The 19268-nt window shown below is 47.4% G+C and carries 39 protein-coding genes; 38 read left to right on the top strand and 1 reads right to left on the bottom strand.

What is annotated here, in order from left to right; translation table 11 throughout:
* Positions 1 to 40 precede the first annotated feature (40 nt).
* The 6 genes from H7T88_RS18880 to H7T88_RS18855 all read left to right on the top strand — a co-directional run bounded on the left by H7T88_RS18880 (position 41) and on the right by H7T88_RS18855 (position 2310).
* Positions 41 to 214 (top strand): hypothetical protein, encoded by a 174-nt coding sequence (locus H7T88_RS18880; RefSeq protein WP_221789809.1) that lies wholly within the window; start codon positions 41 to 43, stop codon positions 212 to 214.
* Complete coding sequence (locus tag H7T88_RS18875) at positions 189 to 728, top strand: hypothetical protein (RefSeq protein WP_221789807.1); 540 nt, start codon at positions 189 to 191, stop codon at positions 726 to 728. Before H7T88_RS18880 ends, H7T88_RS18875 begins: the two co-directional genes overlap by 26 nt.
* Positions 729 to 798: 70 nt before the next feature.
* The gene (locus tag H7T88_RS18870; protein ID WP_221789806.1) at positions 799 to 1005 is read left to right on the top strand and encodes a hypothetical protein; all 207 of its coding nucleotides are present in this window, start codon (positions 799 to 801) and stop codon (positions 1003 to 1005) included.
* Positions 1006 to 1190: 185 nt separating this feature from the next.
* Positions 1191 to 1382, top strand: coding sequence for a hypothetical protein (locus tag H7T88_RS18865; RefSeq protein WP_221789804.1), 192 nt, complete (start codon positions 1191 to 1193; stop codon positions 1380 to 1382).
* 14 nt (positions 1383 to 1396) lie between these two features.
* Entirely contained in the window at positions 1397 to 1594 is a 198-nt protein-coding gene (locus H7T88_RS18860) for a hypothetical protein (protein ID WP_221789802.1), read from the top strand.
* Positions 1591 to 2310 (top strand): hypothetical protein, encoded by a 720-nt coding sequence (locus H7T88_RS18855; protein WP_221789800.1) that lies wholly within the window; start codon positions 1591 to 1593, stop codon positions 2308 to 2310. Before H7T88_RS18860 ends, H7T88_RS18855 begins: the two co-directional genes overlap by 4 nt.
* Here the strand turns inward: H7T88_RS18855 and H7T88_RS18850 are convergent.
* Positions 2294 to 2656, bottom strand: coding sequence for a hypothetical protein (locus H7T88_RS18850; RefSeq protein ID WP_221789798.1), 363 nt, complete (start codon positions 2654 to 2656; stop codon positions 2294 to 2296). The two genes, H7T88_RS18855 and H7T88_RS18850, sit on opposite strands and share 17 nt — an antisense overlap.
* Positions 2657 to 2892: 236 nt before the next feature.
* On the opposite strand from H7T88_RS18850, the gene H7T88_RS18845 reads away from it, so the two are divergent.
* From H7T88_RS18845 to H7T88_RS18695, 32 genes are all read left to right on the top strand, one after another.
* Positions 2893 to 3240 (top strand): BC1872 family protein, encoded by a 348-nt coding sequence (locus tag H7T88_RS18845; protein ID WP_221789797.1) that lies wholly within the window; start codon positions 2893 to 2895, stop codon positions 3238 to 3240.
* A 13-nt stretch (positions 3241 to 3253) separates the two neighbouring features.
* Positions 3254 to 3550 (top strand): hypothetical protein, encoded by a 297-nt coding sequence (locus H7T88_RS18840; RefSeq protein ID WP_221789796.1) that lies wholly within the window; start codon positions 3254 to 3256, stop codon positions 3548 to 3550.
* A gap of 97 nt (positions 3551 to 3647) precedes the next feature.
* Entirely contained in the window at positions 3648 to 3860 is a 213-nt protein-coding gene (locus H7T88_RS18835; protein WP_221789795.1) for a hypothetical protein, read from the top strand.
* Positions 3853 to 4053 (top strand): hypothetical protein, encoded by a 201-nt coding sequence (locus H7T88_RS18830; RefSeq protein WP_221789794.1) that lies wholly within the window; start codon positions 3853 to 3855, stop codon positions 4051 to 4053. The genes H7T88_RS18835 and H7T88_RS18830 overlap by 8 nt, the downstream gene beginning before the upstream one ends.
* Complete coding sequence (locus H7T88_RS18825; protein WP_221789793.1) at positions 4050 to 4256, top strand: hypothetical protein; 207 nt, start codon at positions 4050 to 4052, stop codon at positions 4254 to 4256. Before H7T88_RS18830 ends, H7T88_RS18825 begins: the two co-directional genes overlap by 4 nt.
* A complete protein-coding gene (locus tag H7T88_RS18820) occupies positions 4257 to 4448 on the top strand; it encodes a DUF7167 family protein (protein ID WP_221789792.1) in 192 nt (63 codons plus the stop codon). It abuts the gene before it with no gap.
* Entirely contained in the window at positions 4445 to 4642 is a 198-nt protein-coding gene (locus H7T88_RS18815) for a hypothetical protein (RefSeq protein ID WP_221789791.1), read from the top strand. The genes H7T88_RS18820 and H7T88_RS18815 overlap by 4 nt, the downstream gene beginning before the upstream one ends.
* Positions 4639 to 4863 (top strand): hypothetical protein, encoded by a 225-nt coding sequence (locus H7T88_RS18810; RefSeq protein WP_221789790.1) that lies wholly within the window; start codon positions 4639 to 4641, stop codon positions 4861 to 4863. Before H7T88_RS18815 ends, H7T88_RS18810 begins: the two co-directional genes overlap by 4 nt.
* A complete protein-coding gene (locus tag H7T88_RS18805; RefSeq protein WP_221789788.1) occupies positions 4853 to 5050 on the top strand; it encodes a hypothetical protein in 198 nt (65 codons plus the stop codon). The genes H7T88_RS18810 and H7T88_RS18805 overlap by 11 nt, the downstream gene beginning before the upstream one ends.
* 11 nt (positions 5051 to 5061) lie before the next feature.
* A complete protein-coding gene (locus H7T88_RS18800) occupies positions 5062 to 5853 on the top strand; it encodes a hypothetical protein (RefSeq protein WP_221789786.1) in 792 nt (263 codons plus the stop codon).
* Positions 5747 to 6583: an ATP-binding protein gene (locus H7T88_RS18795; RefSeq protein WP_221789784.1), complete on the top strand. Its 837-nt coding sequence runs from the start codon at positions 5747 to 5749 to the stop codon at positions 6581 to 6583. The genes H7T88_RS18800 and H7T88_RS18795 overlap by 107 nt, the downstream gene beginning before the upstream one ends.
* Before the next feature lie 13 nt (positions 6584 to 6596).
* On the top strand, positions 6597 to 6902 hold the full coding sequence (locus H7T88_RS18790; protein WP_221789782.1) for a hypothetical protein: 306 nt from the start codon (positions 6597 to 6599) through the stop codon (positions 6900 to 6902).
* A 96-nt stretch (positions 6903 to 6998) separates the two neighbouring features.
* Positions 6999 to 7514: a hypothetical protein gene (locus H7T88_RS18785; protein ID WP_221789781.1), complete on the top strand. Its 516-nt coding sequence runs from the start codon at positions 6999 to 7001 to the stop codon at positions 7512 to 7514.
* Entirely contained in the window at positions 7511 to 7873 is a 363-nt protein-coding gene (locus H7T88_RS18780) for a DUF1064 domain-containing protein (protein ID WP_221789779.1), read from the top strand. The genes H7T88_RS18785 and H7T88_RS18780 overlap by 4 nt, the downstream gene beginning before the upstream one ends.
* A gap of 316 nt (positions 7874 to 8189) precedes the next feature.
* Positions 8190 to 9224: a hypothetical protein gene (locus H7T88_RS18775; protein WP_221789778.1), complete on the top strand. Its 1035-nt coding sequence runs from the start codon at positions 8190 to 8192 to the stop codon at positions 9222 to 9224.
* Positions 9221 to 9502 carry a hypothetical protein gene (locus H7T88_RS18770; protein WP_221789777.1) on the top strand — a complete coding sequence of 94 codons (282 nt, stop codon included), beginning with the start codon at positions 9221 to 9223 and terminating at the stop codon, positions 9500 to 9502. Before H7T88_RS18775 ends, H7T88_RS18770 begins: the two co-directional genes overlap by 4 nt.
* The gene (locus H7T88_RS18765; RefSeq protein WP_221789776.1) at positions 9495 to 9800 is read left to right on the top strand and encodes a hypothetical protein; all 306 of its coding nucleotides are present in this window, start codon (positions 9495 to 9497) and stop codon (positions 9798 to 9800) included. The genes H7T88_RS18770 and H7T88_RS18765 overlap by 8 nt, the downstream gene beginning before the upstream one ends.
* Positions 9760 to 10173 (top strand): RNA polymerase sigma factor sigma-70 region 4 domain-containing protein, encoded by a 414-nt coding sequence (locus H7T88_RS18760; protein WP_221789775.1) that lies wholly within the window; start codon positions 9760 to 9762, stop codon positions 10171 to 10173. Before H7T88_RS18765 ends, H7T88_RS18760 begins: the two co-directional genes overlap by 41 nt.
* Positions 10174 to 10482: 309 nt before the next feature.
* Positions 10483 to 10713 (top strand): hypothetical protein, encoded by a 231-nt coding sequence (locus tag H7T88_RS18755; protein ID WP_221789774.1) that lies wholly within the window; start codon positions 10483 to 10485, stop codon positions 10711 to 10713.
* Between the two features lie 349 nt (positions 10714 to 11062).
* The gene (locus tag H7T88_RS18750; protein ID WP_221789773.1) at positions 11063 to 11506 is read left to right on the top strand and encodes a hypothetical protein; all 444 of its coding nucleotides are present in this window, start codon (positions 11063 to 11065) and stop codon (positions 11504 to 11506) included.
* A 17-nt stretch (positions 11507 to 11523) separates the two neighbouring features.
* A complete protein-coding gene (locus H7T88_RS18745) occupies positions 11524 to 11964 on the top strand; it encodes a terminase small subunit (protein WP_091016013.1) in 441 nt (146 codons plus the stop codon).
* Positions 11918 to 13420: a phage terminase large subunit gene (gene terL, locus H7T88_RS18740; protein ID WP_260511007.1), complete on the top strand. Its 1503-nt coding sequence runs from the start codon at positions 11918 to 11920 to the stop codon at positions 13418 to 13420. Before H7T88_RS18745 ends, terL begins: the two co-directional genes overlap by 47 nt.
* Positions 13420 to 13545 carry a hypothetical protein gene (locus H7T88_RS28815; RefSeq protein WP_260511006.1) on the top strand — a complete coding sequence of 42 codons (126 nt, stop codon included), beginning with the start codon at positions 13420 to 13422 and terminating at the stop codon, positions 13543 to 13545. The genes terL and H7T88_RS28815 overlap by 1 nt, the downstream gene beginning before the upstream one ends.
* A gap of 117 nt (positions 13546 to 13662) precedes the next feature.
* The gene (locus tag H7T88_RS18735) at positions 13663 to 13920 is read left to right on the top strand and encodes a hypothetical protein (RefSeq protein WP_221789772.1); all 258 of its coding nucleotides are present in this window, start codon (positions 13663 to 13665) and stop codon (positions 13918 to 13920) included.
* Between the two features lie 5 nt (positions 13921 to 13925).
* Positions 13926 to 15854 (top strand): portal protein, encoded by a 1929-nt coding sequence (locus H7T88_RS18730; RefSeq protein ID WP_221789771.1) that lies wholly within the window; start codon positions 13926 to 13928, stop codon positions 15852 to 15854.
* On the top strand, positions 15851 to 16096 hold the full coding sequence (locus tag H7T88_RS18725) for a hypothetical protein (RefSeq protein ID WP_221789769.1): 246 nt from the start codon (positions 15851 to 15853) through the stop codon (positions 16094 to 16096). Before H7T88_RS18730 ends, H7T88_RS18725 begins: the two co-directional genes overlap by 4 nt.
* Positions 16097 to 16100: 4 nt before the next feature.
* Entirely contained in the window at positions 16101 to 16379 is a 279-nt protein-coding gene (locus H7T88_RS18720) for a hypothetical protein (protein ID WP_221789767.1), read from the top strand.
* Positions 16380 to 16518: 139 nt separating this feature from the next.
* Positions 16519 to 17385 carry a hypothetical protein gene (locus H7T88_RS18715; RefSeq protein ID WP_221789766.1) on the top strand — a complete coding sequence of 289 codons (867 nt, stop codon included), beginning with the start codon at positions 16519 to 16521 and terminating at the stop codon, positions 17383 to 17385.
* A gap of 10 nt (positions 17386 to 17395) precedes the next feature.
* Positions 17396 to 17845, top strand: coding sequence for a hypothetical protein (locus H7T88_RS18710; protein WP_221789765.1), 450 nt, complete (start codon positions 17396 to 17398; stop codon positions 17843 to 17845).
* A gap of 14 nt (positions 17846 to 17859) precedes the next feature.
* Positions 17860 to 18753 carry a Mu-like prophage major head subunit gpT family protein gene (locus H7T88_RS18705; protein ID WP_221789764.1) on the top strand — a complete coding sequence of 298 codons (894 nt, stop codon included), beginning with the start codon at positions 17860 to 17862 and terminating at the stop codon, positions 18751 to 18753.
* An 11-nt stretch (positions 18754 to 18764) separates the two neighbouring features.
* A complete protein-coding gene (locus H7T88_RS18700) occupies positions 18765 to 19067 on the top strand; it encodes a hypothetical protein (RefSeq protein ID WP_221789763.1) in 303 nt (100 codons plus the stop codon).
* Between the two features lie 5 nt (positions 19068 to 19072).
* A complete protein-coding gene (locus H7T88_RS18695; protein WP_221789762.1) occupies positions 19073 to 19264 on the top strand; it encodes a hypothetical protein in 192 nt (63 codons plus the stop codon).
* The last annotated feature ends 4 nt before the right edge of the window (positions 19265 to 19268 follow it).

The raw sequence follows: 19268 nt of genomic DNA, 5'->3' as shown, positions 1-19268 counted from the left end.
GACACACTCCCGACCATACCAAAGAGGAAGGGGCAGAGACATGAATACACGTTGGGATATTTACGAGTGTGAGTGCGGACTGGGCTATGCGATCCGACAGGAGGTAGACAACGAAATCGAAGAACCTGCTTGTCCGTATTGCGGTGGAACGAATGCAAGACTGATCCAATTAAAGGACGGTGAACGCATTGAGTCAACTGGAGCTAATAGATAAATCGATCATTTCCAAACCATCCACGGACTGGATCGGAGCAGATGACAAAGTGTTGGCAATGCAGAAACATCCAAATTTTGCAGTCGGTGAGCTGATCTCATATAAGGTAGTCCCATCCATATATGATTCAACCAAAGTATTGGTGTACGACTGCATCAGCAAGGATCGGGGGAAAAAGAAAAACCCTTATCACTATGGGAACATTCATCACACCTTAACTGGTGGGCTCTATGATGCCATTGAACGTGAATATCAGTTAGGAAACCCTGGTTGGTGGATGATTAATAAACCATTAAAAGACCCGCACAGTCAATGGCGTCCATGGATCTGGAAAAATGACGAGGTAAAGAAAGAATTCATGGAATGGCATGCTGATCATTTCTACGGCTGGACAAAGGAAAAGTGGAAAGATAAAGGTCACACGTGGAAAAGAGAAGATAGGCAGATCGAGCAGGCAGCGGAACCTGTACCGGTTATCGAGAAAGAGGCAATAGAGCAATTAACACTATTTTGAGAGGAAGGGGCATAGCCTCTTCCCACCACATACCACATATCCGGGCTAGGCCCACCAAAGGAGAGATAACATGCACCAGTTCGAAGGACGTAGGAACAGAGCTAAAGCTTGGTGCTTTGATAACGGATTTACACGTGAGCAAATAGAAACGGCCTGGAACAATGCAATCAAAGCTGGAAATCAGAAGATCATCCAACTCAAGAACAGCGGATGTATATGGGAGGATATAAACCATGTTTTAATCACGAAGCTGCTTGAACAGTACGGCAATAAATAAGGGGCTTAGGGCCTCTAACCAAGGAGGGATATACAGATGGATTACAAATTTCTAATCCCACATAAATCCAAGTGTATGCAATGCTCACGAACGGTCAGCGTCCACGGTAAACAGTCATATGTCGTGTGTGACAAGTGCTTGAGGAAACAGTTTCGTAAAAAGTGATTTAGCGGAGGTGCTTACAGATGGTAAAAGAGAGAATAACGATGCGGTTGGAACACTTTTATCATCTGGTAGGCCGTCCTGACATAGTGATATTCGCGTTTGCGGAATGCGCCGATGGCAATGTCTACTACCAGCATACGGATGGATGGGGAGAGTTGGAGTGGCAGCCTGTGCGCGAGTTTTACGGGGATTTTGAAAGAATACGAGATTAGGGAGGTATATACAGATGGCAAGCGGTTGTATCCTCGGAATCTGTTATATCTGCGATGGTCAAATATACGAGGATGAGCTGGGCTGGAACGACAACCTGATGAAGCATAAAACGTGTCGCTCAATCAGCGAAGTGCGATTGGAAAATAAGTTGCTTCGGCAGCAGTTGGCAGAATATAAAAAATGGGTTTTAGGGGAGGAAGAACAGTCATGAGTAAGCAGGAAGAAATCAAACAAGCGTTGGCGGCAGCTACACCGGGTCCGTGGAAAGTGTATCGCTCCAAACTAGGGAAACATGAAGAAACTCTGATCGGAACGGAGTATGACCACCCTCAACTCAAAGCACCAGACAGCATTGTAGGGCATGCTTTTGGAGTTGGTGTTGAATATACCTACATTCGTGAAGCGGACGCTGACTTGATCGCCAAGGCTCCTGAATATATCGCTTATCTGCTCACGATGCTGGAAGATTTGTCTGCTATACACGCATTTACCAGACAAGAGCGAATTGAAGCCGATGAAACTGTTGATCGGCTCCGCAAGGAGCTTGAAGAATACCGAACACTCATTGAACAGCAGTCCGCAGAAATGAACCGGCTGCAGCAGTTGGTAAACAAACAGGGAAAGGAGCTTGAAGAGAAAGAAATAATTCTCACAGGTAGGAAGTACACCATAAATCGACTAAAAGAACAAAACGAAGAAATAGCAACAGTGGGCATTCGGCAGGGGGAACAAATTGCACGTTTGCTACAGTCAGAAAAAAAGCAGTACAAGGAACTTGAAGAGGCGCGAAAAGTACTAAAAGAAATAGCCGAACATGGCGGAGTCAATATACGCGGTGCAAGCTGTGCAGAGCTTGCTAGGGCCTATTTGGGTCAGGAAGGAGAGGGGAACCAAGATATAAAAAAAGCGCCTACTCAGGACGCTTAGTGATATCAAAATTATCTGGTAGACCTGATTCAACATATTGATCCAAATCGGGACGACGTTTAACTCTCAGCGAAAAGAAAGTATTGCCAGCACTATGTGCATCAGATTCATTTTTAGCTCTAGATTTTGATGCAGCAAAAACAATTTCACTTTTTCCCAAATCGGTTATTACTTCAAATGCAAGCATTCTTTCTTCTTGCGGCTTATGTAAGACTTTATCAAATTCGATTTTTATTAGATTAAATGATATGGCCTTGCTGAACTCATCTTCTTCGCTGCTATTGATCCAATGTTGAATGCGCTCTAAGAGTTTCACTGCATCCTCGCGAGATAAATTATCAAACATTTACACCCCTCCTCTGAACATCCTGTTTCGGCGGAGTGGACGTAAATTCCTGCAAAATACAAATATTTGGGAGCGAGGTCCTTTGAGGACTCTCCCTACCAAGGAGGATATAACACATGACACTGGTTGATTGGATGAACGCACACCCGGGATATACGTTGTTGATGTGGATGGCAATGTGCATTTCAATAGCAAGCTTTGGATTCAAACGAAAATAGGTTAGGGAGGATATATAGATGACACAAACAGCGTTGACCCGGGAGCAAGTGCCGGAACTCAAAAAGGGACGGGAACTTGATTCACATGTGGCTTTGATTGTCATGGGGGTTAAAGAGGTCACTATTGTCGGCAAGTATCATTTCATAGATTCACTTGATACTCCTTTACCAAACTATTCAACGGATATATCCGCAGCATGGGATGTATTGAATAAAATGATTTATTTCGGAATGGAGGTAAACGTTGGATTCTATGAGAAATGGGATTGTGCGTTGGACTACCGTGGGACAAACTGGTGCGAACAAGCGGAAACTGCACCTGAAGCAATCTGTAAGGCAGCTCTATTGGCTGTACTGGACATATAGGAGGGATAGACGGATGAATGAAGCATTTCAGGAGACTAAGAAGTTATTAAAATCAGCAATGCCCGGACCAGCGTGGATGGTAGATGCATGGCTTGACCCACTCATCGAACGATTAACAGCAGCGGAGGAACAAGTCAAGAAACTGAAAGAAGCGCGCACTTTGGACGAATGGCATGAAGATTTTGGAGATGTGCTCTGGTGGAAGTTCCCGGTTGAAGAATCTCCGTATTGCGGATCGCCTTTAGATACAGATTGGCCGGATTATCACACGCATTGGACGCCAATTTCAGTGCCGGAAAATGTTGGTTAACGGCCGATAGGCCATCGAGTCGAACGAATAAACCCAGTGAAACGGGGGCCGTATCAAGATATTTTGGTCGGTCTCCCCAAATAGGAGGATATACAAGATGGATGATCAACAAACAGCACTTAAACCAGGTGACATCGTGGACGCGATAAATGAAACTCAATACCCATTCCTCAAAGGAGTGTTGTTATACAGCATTGAGCACTTTAGATTTGGTACCTACGCTCACTTGAGATATGAAGACGAATTGTACACGATCCCGCTTGAAAGAGTTGTGTTGGCTCCCAAGGAAGGAGCGGATAAGAATGAGTAAAAGAGTTACGCACTATTTCTATGTCGGTGAACAGCGGGTGTGGTTCTCGGAGTGGTACGAACCATTGTCCAAGGAGGACTTGCAAAAACGTGCCTTAATAGCGGCAGAACGCGGTTATGGAACACCTGATACGGTAATAGATTCCACAGGCCGCATGGTGAAATTGGGTGGGGAAGGAGCGGATACAGAATGATAGAGTGGCGTAAATACGATCCAACAGACCGCAGCATCGAAAGCCATGTACCTCATCTAGTAACGGACGGAGAGCGAGTAATGGTTGCTGTACATGCAAAACGATTAGAAGGCGATGGATATAGTTGGCACAGACGCGGTGGTTACTTGGTAAAAGATATAACTCATTGGGTGCCTATCAACCTACCTGGGGAGGACACATAAATGGCACAATACGAATTTTGGGCAAGGTTGGATAAAAAGAATGAGGTAATCGATATCCCAGATGAAGAGTTTGAAGGCAAGACGGAAAAAGAAATCGAGGACATGTTGCTAGACAAACACATCGCATGGGCACGCAAACAAATATACGGAGGCTGGTACAGCCTTATCCTACCTGGGGAGGAAGAAGCATGAAACCCCAAGATATCCAAGAAGGCCGAACCTATCACAACGGCAAAGGTAAGTTTCGCAAGGTTGTACTGATCGGCAATCGACACAAAGACGATGCAGACCTGTATTACCAGCCAGACAATAAAGACTACTGGCTTACGATGACACTCGTCGGATTTGCTAAATGGGCAAAGGGAGAGGGTAGGGATGAAGCATGAATGAACGTGACAGGCAGTTCATTAAAGCCATCGGCGAGGCGTGGTCATTCATCAAGAGTGACGGAAGTTTTACATCACGTGAGTTGAGAGAGTGGGTCAACACCTTGGACAGCTCATTATGCAGACAGGTATTGCAAGCCGTGATACAGACAGCGTGGGAGGATTACGGAGGTCAGGGTAGGGAGTCTATACCCAAGGAGGATACATCAAGTGACGGATAACAACGAATTGATGCGACTTGAATTAGTGGTGTGGGAAGACACATTGGAACGTGCTGGTATTGATTTTGAACATGCAGAGAGGTTCGATGATCGCGGCGCAATGGAGTTCAACGAGGAACTTATCAGGTGGTCAAAGATCAGGATAGCGGAGATCGAGGAGTACTTCGCTAATCAAAAAGGAGCTTAGGTGGTGGACTTATGGACGGATGGATCAAACTCCACCGGAAGACATTGGACAACCCTGTGGTGTGCAAGGATGCTGACCATCTGGCGGTGTGGATATATTTACTTATGAACGCGACACATAAAGAACATCCGGCAGTGTTCGCCGGGGAAAAGATCATCCTCCAGCCAGGTCAATTAATCACGGGTAGAAAGTCGATTGGAGAGAAATTTAGTATTCACGAAAGTAAAGTGCAACGCATCTTAAAAAGATTCGAAAACGAACAACAACTTGAACAACGAACAAGCAATAATAAACGCTTGATATCAATACTTTCATGGTCTGATTACCAATCAGGCGAACAACAAAACGAACAACCATTGAACAACCAGCGAACAACGGATGAACAACCAGTGAACACAAACAAGAATGTAAAGAACTTAATAAATATATCTACTACATCTACTACTAGCGAACCGCTCCAAGATGTTTGGTTAAGACTGACAAACAAAATCGTAATGCCATCAAACCTACTCGGATTCTTTGGAAGATTGAGAGAGAACGGTTATGACGAATCATTTTGTAAGGAACTGCTCCAAGAGGCTTATGAGTCAGCAGAGAACGGGAGCGTTAACCTGAGGTATTTGCAATCGATCAGCGACAGGTGGGTCGAAGCTGGTATAAGCAGCAGACAAGAATCAAAGGACAGGAGGGCTAAACATGCAGAGCATAAAGGGCGAACTGAAGAAGTTAGACCTGGACAAAATCCGCCAGAGAGCAAATTTGCTTTCCTCAACCAACGAAGTCGCCGCCGCAGCGGAACCTAAGCGCTACCGATGCAACCAATGTAAGGATGAACTGGGATGGCTCAAACGTGTGCAACTCAGCGACAAGCCATTTGACTACAGAGACCAATGGGAGGACTGCCCTTGTACGAAAGAGCGAGCGATTGAACGACTCATGAAGTCTAGCCAGATTTCAGACCGGTTCCGGAAGAAGACGCTGAGCAACTTTGTAACGGATGGGGCGGCCGCTATTGTCAAAGAGGCATACCAAGCAGCGGTTGAATATGCAGAGTCGTTTGAAAAGATCAAGGATTTGCCTCAGAACAGCGCGGCACTGCTCGGACAATCGGGAGCTGGTAAGACACATTTGCTTATGGGAGTGAGTAACCACCTGTTAAAAAAGGGTGTAGCGGTATTCTATTTTCCGTACATCGAGGGATTCAGCGAATTAAAAGACAACTTGGACACAGCAGGTACAAGGCTCCAAAAACTAAAAACGGCCGAGGTATTGTTCATCGACGACTTGTTCAAGGGCGGCAAGAAGGACAAGCAAACGGGCATCAAAATGCCGAGTGACTGGGAAGTGGAGAAAATGATCGAGGTCATCAACCACAGGTATCTGGAGCAAAAACCAACGCTGATCAGTTCGGAACGGGATATCGCTGCTCTGTGCGACATAGACGAAGCTCTAGGCGGCCGGATACATGAGATGTGCAAGGACTATATGGTGATCATTGAAGGCGGCATGGAGTTAAACCAAAGATTTAGATAGGGAGAGGATATGAATGCTCTCGGTAGACGATAAATTTTTGAACAAAGAGACTTGGTTGGATGTGGGATTCGGTGAGGTTGTAATGACGATACACTACCACCGAGGTCTGTCGCTGAAACGAACTTACACCAACGGATTATCTGACCATGATGATGAGTGTACAAAAGTTAAGGATTTGGAAGACGTGTTCAGCAATAAGTTCAGGAAAGCAAAAAGAGTGACCTTGTTTTTCAATGCACCACTTTGGGATTCGCTTTATGAATGGGATCAGGAAAAGAATGAATGGATATTAATAGCGAACGGGAGAGGGTTTGCATGAAACAACCAATAGACGATTACGACCTGATAGACCAAGACTACGACGAATTCCTGCGCCGAGGCCGAGAGGCCTTTGGCATGGAAGGAGGGACTGGGGATGAATCACAAAGAGATGCACGACATATACGCACCATGGGAGTATCTGCTGCGCGAGAAGTTGGAGGATGCCGACCGGATCGTATCGCGAGTTGATTCCGAAGCTGCGATGTTTGGGATACCGGCAGCACAACGTAAACAGTTCATTGCCAACAAGGTAGTTCAGTTGATTGACGAGATCGCAGAAGAACGGGAAAGCCACTACAGACGAAAGAAGGACGACGACATGAGAAAAAAGCACTGGGCAGCCGGAGGACAGATCAAGGAGCGTAAATCCACACGTAAGGGGCGGCAGAAGGGAGAGCAATACAAGATGTACGTGAAGACAAAGGTGGAACCGGGGCCGGACTTGATCATACAAAGCTTGGATGTGCCACTTACCACAGAACAGTCAAATCGGATCTTCGAGCTGGCAGAGTATGGTTGGCTGCGGTCGGACATAGCAAAGGAACTGGGCATACCAAAAACGCGGGTGAATCATGAACTGGTGAAACGGAAGGGAGGTGGTGCAGCTTGAGGGGCAACAAGTATGGAGCCAAGAAGACGGTTAAGGATGGAATAGAATTTGCAAGCAAGATGGAGGCTGAGAGATATCGGATGCTGATGTTGCTTGAACGTGCTGGGGAGATAAGTGAGCTGACCTTACAGCCAGCATTCGTGTTGGTAGAACCATTCACCAAGATGGGAAAAAAGAAGCGTGGAATCAAATACACTGCAGATTTCATGTACAAGGAGAATGGACAAGTCATCGTGGAGGATGTAAAGGGATTTGCGGCACGGGACTTTTCGCTGAGAAAGACGTTATTCGATGTGAGAAACCCAGATATCATTTTGCGATTAGTAACTATGACCGGTGGAGGGTGGAAAGTGAAATGATTGGACGGTATGTACACGTAGGAGACGGATGGGTGCTTCTGGACGATTCTGGGGCGTGTAGAGGGCGTTTGATAGAGTTTGACGGTAGATTGATAGGATCAACTCAAAAACGTCTCTATGAGCCAACAGGGTGGTTTAAAATGGATGGTTGGAAAGTAGGAAGACGAGATATTGCATGATCCAAAATGTCAAATGTGACATGATACAGATAAACCACAAAATATTGTGTAAAACGCAGAAAAATATACTTTATAACCACTAAATGTGCTATAATAGAATATATAACTATTACTATCGGAAAACGGGGTGTATGTAGGTGGAAAAGCAACAACGTATTGAACAATTGCGGTATGAATTGAATGTCGAAAAGCAACGTGGAGCAATGGCAGATGCGGGTAAGTTGGCTGATCTACAGGCAGAAATCGACTTCTTGGAGCAACAAAATGTGGAAGAGGCTCAACAAGAGGTAGCCTACATCATGGACAACCTCGACCTGGAAGGCGTAACGATGCGTGAGATGTTCCACAACGAATCAAAAGAGTCAGCGGAAGCGGCGTATCAGGTCGTGCGGATTGCTGTGCAGAATGCATTACTGCAACGTGATGAGCACTGGATGACTGAGGTTAAGGATCTACGTGAACGTCTGGCAGCGGAAACGGCATCCAAAGACGCGGCTCAGGCAGCAGCGGACGAAGCCGGAGAAGCAAATGCTAAACTGGTGGCGGAAATCAATGATGTGCGTTTTGAGTTAGAGGACACGGCGAAAAAACGGGACTCTGCTGTTACTCAGCTGGAAGAGGCTAAAGCAGAGATTGCACGCCTGAACAGTCATGTAGACGACCTGCGTCAGCAATTAGCGGTAGGTGCTGCAAATGCAGTGAAGGTGATTGATACCGGGGATGCAATGGCGACTTGGAGAGCGCAGAAAGAACGTGAGGAAGTTGCGAAGCCAGCAATCTATGATGTGCAATGGGGAGACAATAAAAAGTCATTCTACATTGCGAAACTGGCTGCAACAGACGAAGAAATTAAAATCCCTTACCTCACCAAAGGTTCATACCGGGAGGTGAGCGCCGAAGAGGCGCCGCAATTTCGAATCACCCAAGAACCCGAACGTGTTGATGCGGATCTGGCACAACATAACAACGTGGAAGAGGGCGACCAACTAGCGCCGCCTCCCTGGGGTTATCCAGAAGAAGCCGCAGAGGAAAGCGCAGGACACGAGTTGGCTCAAGAACAGCTGGCAGGAAGTGTGGCTGAGGAGAGAACGGGAGAAGTTACGAGAGCAGAATTTGAAGCGCTCAAACAACGCGTAGCCCAGTTGGAACAGCCTCAAACCGATGTAGCGTGATCTACCACCGCAAAGCAGAAACCGTGAGAGCGATCCAGATCAAGGATTACTCTCCGGCTACTGTTTCCGCAGTAGAGTCGTTTACGGGCAGTGAGCGTGTGGAGCATCGAAGACATATCATGGCTGGGCAAGATGCAATTCAGGTGAAGATACGAGGTGTATGTGGACACATTAATTTGTATCGTGGTGACTGGCTTGTACGATCGGAGTTAACAGGTTGGTGTAAATATAGGGATTATGAGTTTAAACAAAGGTATGAGGAGGGTGCGCATGGATGACATTTTCGTTCGCCTTGACTTCTCGCGATTGGAAGAGAAGCATAAAGAACATTCTCTTGCTGTGGCAGAAGCGTTGCTTAAGATATGTGGTATGAGCAAAATTTGGGAAGAACCTAAGCATGGATACAGAATATTCAAGGTTGAGGTTATTCCCGAGGACGTTCCGCAAGCAAACCTATACTGGATAGATGCAGGAGATATGTTCAGAATTCCGCCTTGGGGGAAGGGGTACATTAACTGGGAAGAGGAGGGAGAACATGGACAACAATCAGGTGACGGAGTTGCTGAAGAAGTATAGGTCATACCAGTACGCTGTGAAGAACTGCGGGCCAGTAGAAGACAACATAAGGCTGCCTAAAATTTACTCTGAGCGAATGGTTGGAGACAAAAATATATGGGATCGAGCACGATACAACCGTATAGTCACACTCATAACAGGTGCGGTGAACGAGGTATTAAGTGATGACCAGCAGATTGTGATCAAGCGTAAGTACCTGGATCGTAATCCAATGGCTCTCTACGAGATAGCAAACGCACTGCATAAGGACAAGTCGACAGTGAGTAGGTGGCATGCCGAAGCGCTAGAGCAGTTGGCGATTGCATTACAACCACTGAGTGAGGAAGAGATGGAAATACACAACTTGGACTTCATGTTCCAACAGCCAGCATAGCAAATGCAATGTTTATGCAATAAAAGTCGCAGAAATTCTCATCCAAATGCAACGCAGAAGTTGCTATGATACTAACATAGGGAACGGATGATAAGCGCCGATAGCTGTATGCGCAGTCGTCGTTTACAACGTTCCTTCCTGCATTCAAAACTGTGATGTGGTGGCGGAAGATAGACGTGAGCCCGTGATACAAGCGAAATGACCCGTCGATAGTGTGTATCATTAAGGGTCTGGGTCGTGCAAGGGTGCGAGTCCTTTGCCCACATCAACAATAACATCGTGTATAATAACCCCAAAGGAGGGAATGCGATGGAAAACATTGATTTAAGTCAATACCAAGTCAAAGAGGTTATACAACCAGAAATTGAACGAGATGCATTGGATGATAGGATGGATCAAATATATCCAATAATGCAAGACCGAAGCATCCCGGAGAAAAATAAAGTACTGCTTCAACAAGAATACAATCAACTCATGGACATGAAGGTCAAGAAAGTATTAAGCGGCCCACTGCCTACGATGGTGCTGGAAAGAAAATAAAAAAAAGAGAGTGACGGTTAAGCGCCGTTGCTCTTTTTGTTTTTGCCGAAGGCCATCGAGTCCGACCGAATCACCCAGCGACAGCGGGGGCCGTATAGGGTTGGGTTATTAAGAGGAGGGATAACACAGAGTGAAGAGTCGGTATCACAAGTTGTTGTTTGTACTGGGTGTCTCAAGCACGGTTGGAGCAATAGTGTGTGGACTCAATGAGATGTATCTACCAAGCGGCGTGCTTGTAATAGCAGGAAATGCACTGTCGCTATCAGCAGTTATCCTGAAGTGGAAATATATATTAGCTCAGATGACTGAGAGAAAAGTAACTATCGAGGAGTAGAGAGGAGGAATAGAGTTGAAACTACACAAAGACGGAACAGTAGAAGGTACACCACAGGAGATAGCGGAGTATAGCCAATTAGGTGATGCGACCTTAAAGAGTCTTGATTGCACACTAGTGGGTGCGTTGAATGCACTGAACCGACGCGCGATCGAAGCGCCAAGTAAACAACAGCGTGATGCGATTATACGCGAGGCAGATGAGTTGCGAAACAGGATGGAGTCTTTGAAAGAACAATCTGCAATAGAAGGCGTGTACAAAGAGATTGGTGAGATCAAGCAAGGACAACCAGTAGCAAACTTGAGAGCGTACCTCACCAAAGACTTAGTGAGTGCGCTTAAGGGGCGCACAGGTGTAGAAGTACATGGTATGGGCAAAGAAGTAGAGTTCTCGTTGATATCTGGATCGCTCAGACACGATAGAAAAGGCAAGGCAACAGTGTTGATTATTCAAGAGTAGAGAGGAAGGTGATACCCATGGCATTGACGCCAAAACAACAAAAGTTTTGTGATGAGTTCATGATCGACGGCAATGCCACGCAAGCGGCGATTCGTGCTGGTTACAGTGAGAAAACGTCGTATAGCATTGGGCAGGAGAACCTGAAGAAACCTGAAATAGAGAAGGAGATCAAGAAAAGACAGCAGAAACACGCTGAGAAGTCTGAAATGACCGCTGAATGGGTTCTACAACAGTACAAGGATATAATCCTCAACACGAAGGTTGAAGACCCTGCTGTGGCTCGTAGCGCGTTAGATAGTGTGGCTAAACATTTGGGCATGTTCAAGGATAAGGTTGAGGTAACGGGAAACATGCACAACACAACACAGAACCTGACTGACCTATCGGCAGAAGAACGGAGGGCGAGGATAGATGAGCTTAACCGCCGCCGAGGAAATGGAACTCATAGCACTGCTTGAGGTAGAGAACAAAGAGCAGGCGAAGAATAACTACTATGACTACATCAAGTACGTTCATGATGGGTTGTACAAGGACAGTCGTCACGGCATGTTTATTGCTGAGATCATTCAGGAAGCAATTGAACGTAAGAAAGACATGTTGGATGGACTGATCCCGATGGAAAACCAGTACATAGGGCTGTCTATTCCACCGCGACACGGCAAGTCGATGACAATTACCGAAACGTTACCCAGCTTTTACTTGGGACATTTCCCTAATGACAGAGTCATCGAGGGATCATACAACACCACGTTCGCGTCTAAGTTTGGTAAGAAGAACTTGCAGAAGATGAACAGGTATGGCGAAGAACTGTTTGGGTTGCGAGTGAGCCCGACAGCTAAATCATCTTCTGACTGGGATATAGACGGAACGCGAGGTGGTATGATCTCACGTGGTATTCTTGCCGGGGTGACAGGTGAGGGTGCGGATCTTATGATCATTGACGACCCGATCAAGAACCGTGAGGAAGCAGATTCACAAGTGTACCGGGATAAGATGTGGAGTGAGTGGATTGATTCATTCTCTACACGTTTACATCCGGGTGCTATTTGTATTTTCATCATGACCCGATGGCACGAAGATGACCTGATTGGTCGCCTGAGAAATCCTGAGCACGGACAACCACTGCCGATGGACATGATCAACTTACCTTTGGAAGCAGAGGAAGGAGATGTATTGGGGCGCGATCCCGGTGAGCCATTGTGGCCTGAGCGTTACGGGACTAAGTTTATCGAGGATAGAAAGAAATATCCTTCGTCATTCAACGCATTATTCCAAGGCAGGCCAACAAGCCAGCAGGGAAACATGATACAACGTGCTTGGTGGCAGTACTACGAAACCGATCCAGAGTACATGCAGTTCGATGAGACCATCCAGTCTTGGGACTGCACATTCAAGGACTCTGACGGTAGTGACTATGTGGTTGGTCAGGTGTGGGGTCGTAGAGGAGCAGACAAGTACCTGCTGGATCAGATCCGTGACCGGATGGACATTAAACAAACGATGGATTCCATACGCAATATGACGAACAAGTGGCCTAAAGCGCGGCTGAAACTGATCGAGGACAAGGCGAATGGCCCCGCAATCATACAGATGCTGAACAAGAAGATAGGTGGAATGGTGCCGATCAGCCCGAAGGATAGCAAGCCAGCGCGTGTATCTACGATCGCTCCAGACATTGAAGCAGGTAACGTGTATCTGCCAGCCAACAAGCCGTGGGTGCAAGACTTCGTCGAAGAGTGTGCATCATTCCCGAAAGGGGCGAATGACGACATGGTTGATGCCATGAGCCAAGCGCTGAACAGATGGGTACTGCGGACGGTACACGGCAAGAACGAGAAACCGCAGGGTCACTACTATGGCTCGGAGCTGGAAGACATGGGATACAAATCTACCGGGATACGGAAGGTGAAGTGATGATCATGTTCATATCAGGCGTGCTACTCGGGACGCTTATTGGTGCTGCGATTATGACATTCATGATAGGCAGAAAGGGTGAGGACGATGGAAAAATGTCCAATGTGCAAGGGAACATCCATTAAGCGTGCGCGTAACGACAGTGGATTCTTCAAGACATCTGGTATGAAGCCGGTACGCATGTACGATTATCGCTGTGACACATGTGGGTTCATAGCATCCTATGCGAAGGAGGAAGTGAAATGATGTATGCAGCTGTATTACTGGTCGGCATGGTGTGCGGATACCTGATGTGTTATATGGCACAGCGTCCACGTCCTCCGGAACGATCACAACACGAGGATAAAGAGATTATGGTCAAGCGTAACAAACCGAGCCTGAGGAGCCCGCTACGCACGACGCAGGTCAAGTATGACAAGTACAAGACGCGTGACACCGGACTATATGCACCGGTTAAGCCGAAGGTAAGTCGCAAGGATGAATTCGAGGTTGGGGGGTGACACCATTGGCAGAATTAAAGGATGGAGCGTTTAAGCTCAACGAGGACAAGGAAGATCGTCGAAGTGATGTAATGACCGACGACGAGTGTAAGTTGGCTGACAAGCTACTTAGATGGTACCGTAGTGCCTGGAACGACAAGGACAACCGCGGGCTGTTCGATAAGTGGGAAACGATTGATCTCTACTGGGAAGGTGACGCTAACGAGCCTGAGAGTGACACAGACCCAGCGAGCAATACGAACATCATCAACCCAAACGTTGAGGGGCAGGTTGCCTACCTGATCGAGCAGAACATATCTGTACAGACCAAGGGACGTGGGCCGAGTGATGTACCGTTTGCAGACATGGCACGAATTGTGTTGGAGTTCGTGAAGGATCAGAACAAGATGCGCCGCAAGCTGGACGTGCACGAGCGTAGACGACAGAAGTTTGGTACAGGTATCTTCCGGGTGCTGTTCGATCCTGACAAGTTAGACGGGATGGGACTACCGTGCGTGGAGCCTTGTAACCCTGCCTATGTGTTCCCTGACCCGAACATCACGGACATCTACAAGACCAATGAGGGCAGGTTTATGATTGAGGTCATGAACAAGTCCATCAGTTGGGCGCGAGAGTCTGGTATGTACGATGAGAAACGTGTAGATGCCATTGACCCGGGGTACGAGCCGATGGAAACAGGCATGATCTTTGGCGAGGATGAGGGCGACACAGACAATGTGAGTCACGACCATTACCTGCACATGTTGGTGTGGTTCCGTGACAAGGTCAAGGTGAAGTCTGAGGATACAGAAGATGAGGAAGAGGATAGCAAGGAATATGAATGGCGCATGCGACTGGTAGAGATGTCCGGTTGCGGCGTCATTTTGCGTGATACGAAAGAAGACGACGACTTTATTATCCCAGGCAATCGTTACCCGTACTTCTTTACCCCGGACATGTACCGTGAAGGAACTGTATGGGCCAAGGGAACAGCCGAGATGCTGATTGACACACAGGACTTGGTGAACGACATCGACGACCAGATCCGTATCAACGCACGTCTGACAGGCAACCCGCAACGCTGGGTTAATACATCAAGCGGAGTAGATCCGGACAAGGTGACGAATGAGGGTGGTTTGGTCATACCGACAGACAATCCAGGTAACGAGGCAATGGGATTCTTCCAGCCACCAACGATGCCTAACTACATCATTGATCGTCGTAACCTGTCACTCACCACCGAACGACAGCTTGTGACACGCTTTGGTGACCAGCAGACGGGTGTTAAGCAACAAGGGGTAGACACGGCTACCGAAGCCCTTGCCATCCAGCAGGGAGCGAATGCCGGAGTCACACACAAAAAGATGCTACTCGAAGAGACACTGAGTGACATGTTCGAGTACATCTTGGATCTATGCATGGAGTATTGGGACGAAGAACAGGCTTTTCGGGTGACCGAGCGCGAGGATGATTTTGAGTTCTTCCGTCCATCCGAACTGCGAGAAGTACCAGTCATGATGCCAGCAACGACAGAGTATCAAACGAATTTCATGAAAAAGTTGGAAGGTATAGGGTTACCGACTGAGTCTGCTCCGAGATACATGCCATTAATGGATGAGACTGGACAGAATCCACAAACGAAGAAGGCCGCTTTTGATGTGTCCATCACAGTAGGAGCTGGATTGCCGAGCAACAAAGGATTCGTGTACACGCTGATCAATGAAGCACACCGTGCTGGTGTACTGTCCAATGCATCATATGCGAAGTTGCTTCGTGAGTATGCAGGTTTGCCAATCTCAGATGAGGACATTCAAGCGCTCCAGCCACCGCCACAACCACCAGGAATGGCAGATGGAGGACAACCCATGGGCAATCCGTTAATCCAAGGACTCAGCCCGGGCGGATCACCGATGCAACCGGGTAACAGCATACCAACAGGAGGGATGGCAGTATGATCATACGTAGTGTAGGAGTAGACCAGTTTAAGCGACATGCCGCATCTCACCCGATGATTGGCAATCACGGCGGTGCCAAGTCGCACATACAGCATCCGGTGTGCCCAAGGTGCGAGAAGATTGCGCTAAGGGATAGAGGATGGCAACAAAATCGCAAGGCGCGTTGCCCAGCTTGTGGTTGGACTGGACAGGCAACAATGCTACTGAACGAATACATTGAAGGCCAAATGTACAGGGGGTGACAACATGGAACACATGGGAACAACAAAGTGCTGTAATCATATATTTACTGCTAAAGACATCAAACCACCACTCATGAAGCAACAACAGGCGTTAGGTACAAACGACCCGCATTTATACGGCGGCAATGCCAAAACGTTTGCTACAGCTGAGTGTCCAGAGTGCAATGAACCATACATCCTCTGGATGAAGCCGCAGTCACCGAATTACAAGGTGCTGACGATCAGTAAATCACAAATGGAATTGGATTTATCAACCAAATCAAAACGAAGCTCTGCCAAATAGGTAGGGCTTTTCTTATGCCCATCTGTAGGATAGCTACAGGATTCGGTGAGAGCACACCGCCCAAAAAACTTGTGTTATCGGTTCACACGAAAAACCGCATACTCGTGGGCGACACGCTTAAAACGTAGGAGGAACGAACATGAAAAAGCGTTACACACTGGACTTGCAATTGTTTGCTGAGCAGTCCGCTACGGTAGATGGACAAGAATGGACCATCGAAGACGATAGAGAGTCTGACTACGCATCGCTGGAAGGCGAGTTTGAAGCAGACAGTGAAGGGATAACCATCCCGGATGAAGAGGAAGAACAGCCCGAAGTAGATGATGCCGATTCGGACGAAGGTCATGAAGAATCAGACGATGACCTAGACGGTCAGGAGCAAGATGATCCTGTCGCTAAAGGTAAATCATCATCCACAGCAAACGCCGTAATCGCTGAGCGCCGTAAGTGGCAAGAACGCATGAAGGCACTGGAGAAGAAGGCTGGACTGGCTGACAAGATCATGAAGACATCTGGTGTCGCCTCGATAGAAGATTTAGAGCGCCAGATGGACAACATTGTTGCTCAAAACTACATGGATCGTGGATACGACGAACAGACAGCCACCATGTTGGCGGCGCAACAACGGCGTATGGACCAGATGGAGCGTGACATGAGGCAAAAGAGTTTCGACGCCGAGGTGATGACGCTCAAATCTGACCCGTTTTACGCGGACATCGACGACTGGCGTGATGAGTTTGAGCCAATTGCAATAAGCACAGGTCAATCACTTAAAGATGTGTACATGATCCAACGCGGTCGTGAGCGCATGAAAGAGGTTGAGCGTGAGGTCGAACAGCGCATGATTGCCAATCGCACTAAGAAGAACAAAGCCAAGGTGGATACCACATCTGGTGGAGGAACGCCGAAGAAACCAACCGGTCCGAAACTTACTCCAGATCAATTGGCAATCGCCAAGGTAGCTGGTATTAGGCCAGAAGAGTACTACAAATACACCAAAAAGTGAGGGATAACCCATGGCACAACATGGAGTATACAAAGGTTCGCTCGATGGTAGCGCACCGATTTACAAGGAAGTACCCGTAAATGCAAGCCAAACAATTGTGAAAGGTTCTGTGGTTGTTAAAGCGACAGGAAAAGCCTCTGTAGCCGCCGCCGCGGCCTCCGCAGGAACAGTGTGGGGCGTAGCAGCTCAGGATCTGACAACAGGGTCAAGCGTAACTGCTGCCGACCTGATCAAGATTGATGTTAACCCAATGAGCGTCTACGAATTTCCGCACAACACCACGGGCACAAAAACGAGCCTGGATAAAGCAGATGTCGGCAAGGTGTTTGACTTGGGCGCTAACGCCTACACAGTCAACCTGGACGACACCACAGGTGGTTACTTCGAACTGGTGAACACCGTAACAAACAAGCCGTCTCGCGGCGACTTTTTAATCAAGAACCGCATCCAAGTGGTATAAGGGGGAAATAGACAATGAAACTAACAAGAGATAACTTTCAAGAACTACTGACGCCAATCCATAAAAAGATCATCGCGGATGAATACGGGAAACTTGAACCGCAGTATGAGAAAGTATTCAAAGTACACGACATGAAGAAGAAAGATGAGTCGTACCCGCATATCGGTGCATTTGGCCTATGGGCTGAGAACACTGAGGGTAACACGATCAACGAAGACGAGATCAATCAAGGTGAGACAGCTCGTCTGGAAGCTCGTCGGTTTGACAAAGGTTACTCTGTAACGTGGGAACTGACGCGAGACGATCTGTACGGTGTATTGGACGGACGTGGTAAAGACGGATCGGCTCGTATGCTGGCACGTGGATTACGTACAACGATCGAAACTGATGCGGCAAACGTCATTAACAACGGATTTACTCAGGTGGGTTACGATGGCGTATCACTGTTCTCCAGCAGCCACCCGTTGGCTGACTCATCACTGTTGGGTGACAACCTCATTACTGGTGAACTGACACCAGAAAACGTCAAACTTGGCCTTACCAAAGTACGTAACCAAGTCAATGAAGCTGGTGTGAAAATTCAGTCCCGTGCAAAACAAATTATTGTTGGTCCGGATAACGAATACACGTCACGCGATATTCTCAGATCAACAAACCAAGCGTTCGAGATGTCAAATACCATCAACTCCATTGAGGGTATATCTGCTATCGTAATGGACTACATCGATGGTCCGACATGGATTCTGCGAGATCCATCGATTGACAACCTCGTATTCGGCTGGCGTGACCGCACGTTCTACGACTCTATGAAGCTTCCGAAGACCGTAGACTTCTTCATGTTTGGCTTCGCACGTTGGGACTGCACACACGTAGACTGGCGCGGTCTGGTCGGCAGTACAGGAGCATAAGGAGGGTTCATATGCCTAAGTTAATTCTGAGTGACGGAAAAACGCTATTCTCGAAGATGGTTGATGACATCCGGGCTACAGTGGATTTTTCGAGTGTTGTTACAGGTGCAGGTGCTACCTCCAATAACATTACAGTCCCCGGCGCAATTCTTGGGGATTTTGTATTTGTGGCACCGTTGATTGATACGCAAGGACTGCAACTATTCGGCTGGGTCACTGAAGCAGACAAGGTGAAGATTCGGGTCGTGAACAACACGGGAGCTGATGTTGACCTTGCCAGTGCTCAGTACAATATCAAAGTGGTTAGGGGCTGATCAGGATGAGAGAAGTCAGATCGCGGTCTGTTGCAGATAGCGCTTCTAAACCGTCCAAATCGCGCCGTAAGCCACTCCCATATGTGCCGGAGGCAAAGATTCAGCAGGACTATACGGACTCTCAGAAGCGATTCTCAGAGACGTTTAACCAAATGCGAGAGCGGTTGCTAGAGTTGGGAGAAATGCAGCAGAAGTAAGGCG

This window comes from Paenibacillus cucumis (ex Kampfer et al. 2016) (assembly GCF_019748695.1).
Taxonomy (GTDB): Bacteria; Bacillota; Bacilli; order Paenibacillales; family Paenibacillaceae; genus Paenibacillus; species Paenibacillus polysaccharolyticus.
This window is presented reverse-complemented; position numbering and strand designations above follow the sequence as displayed.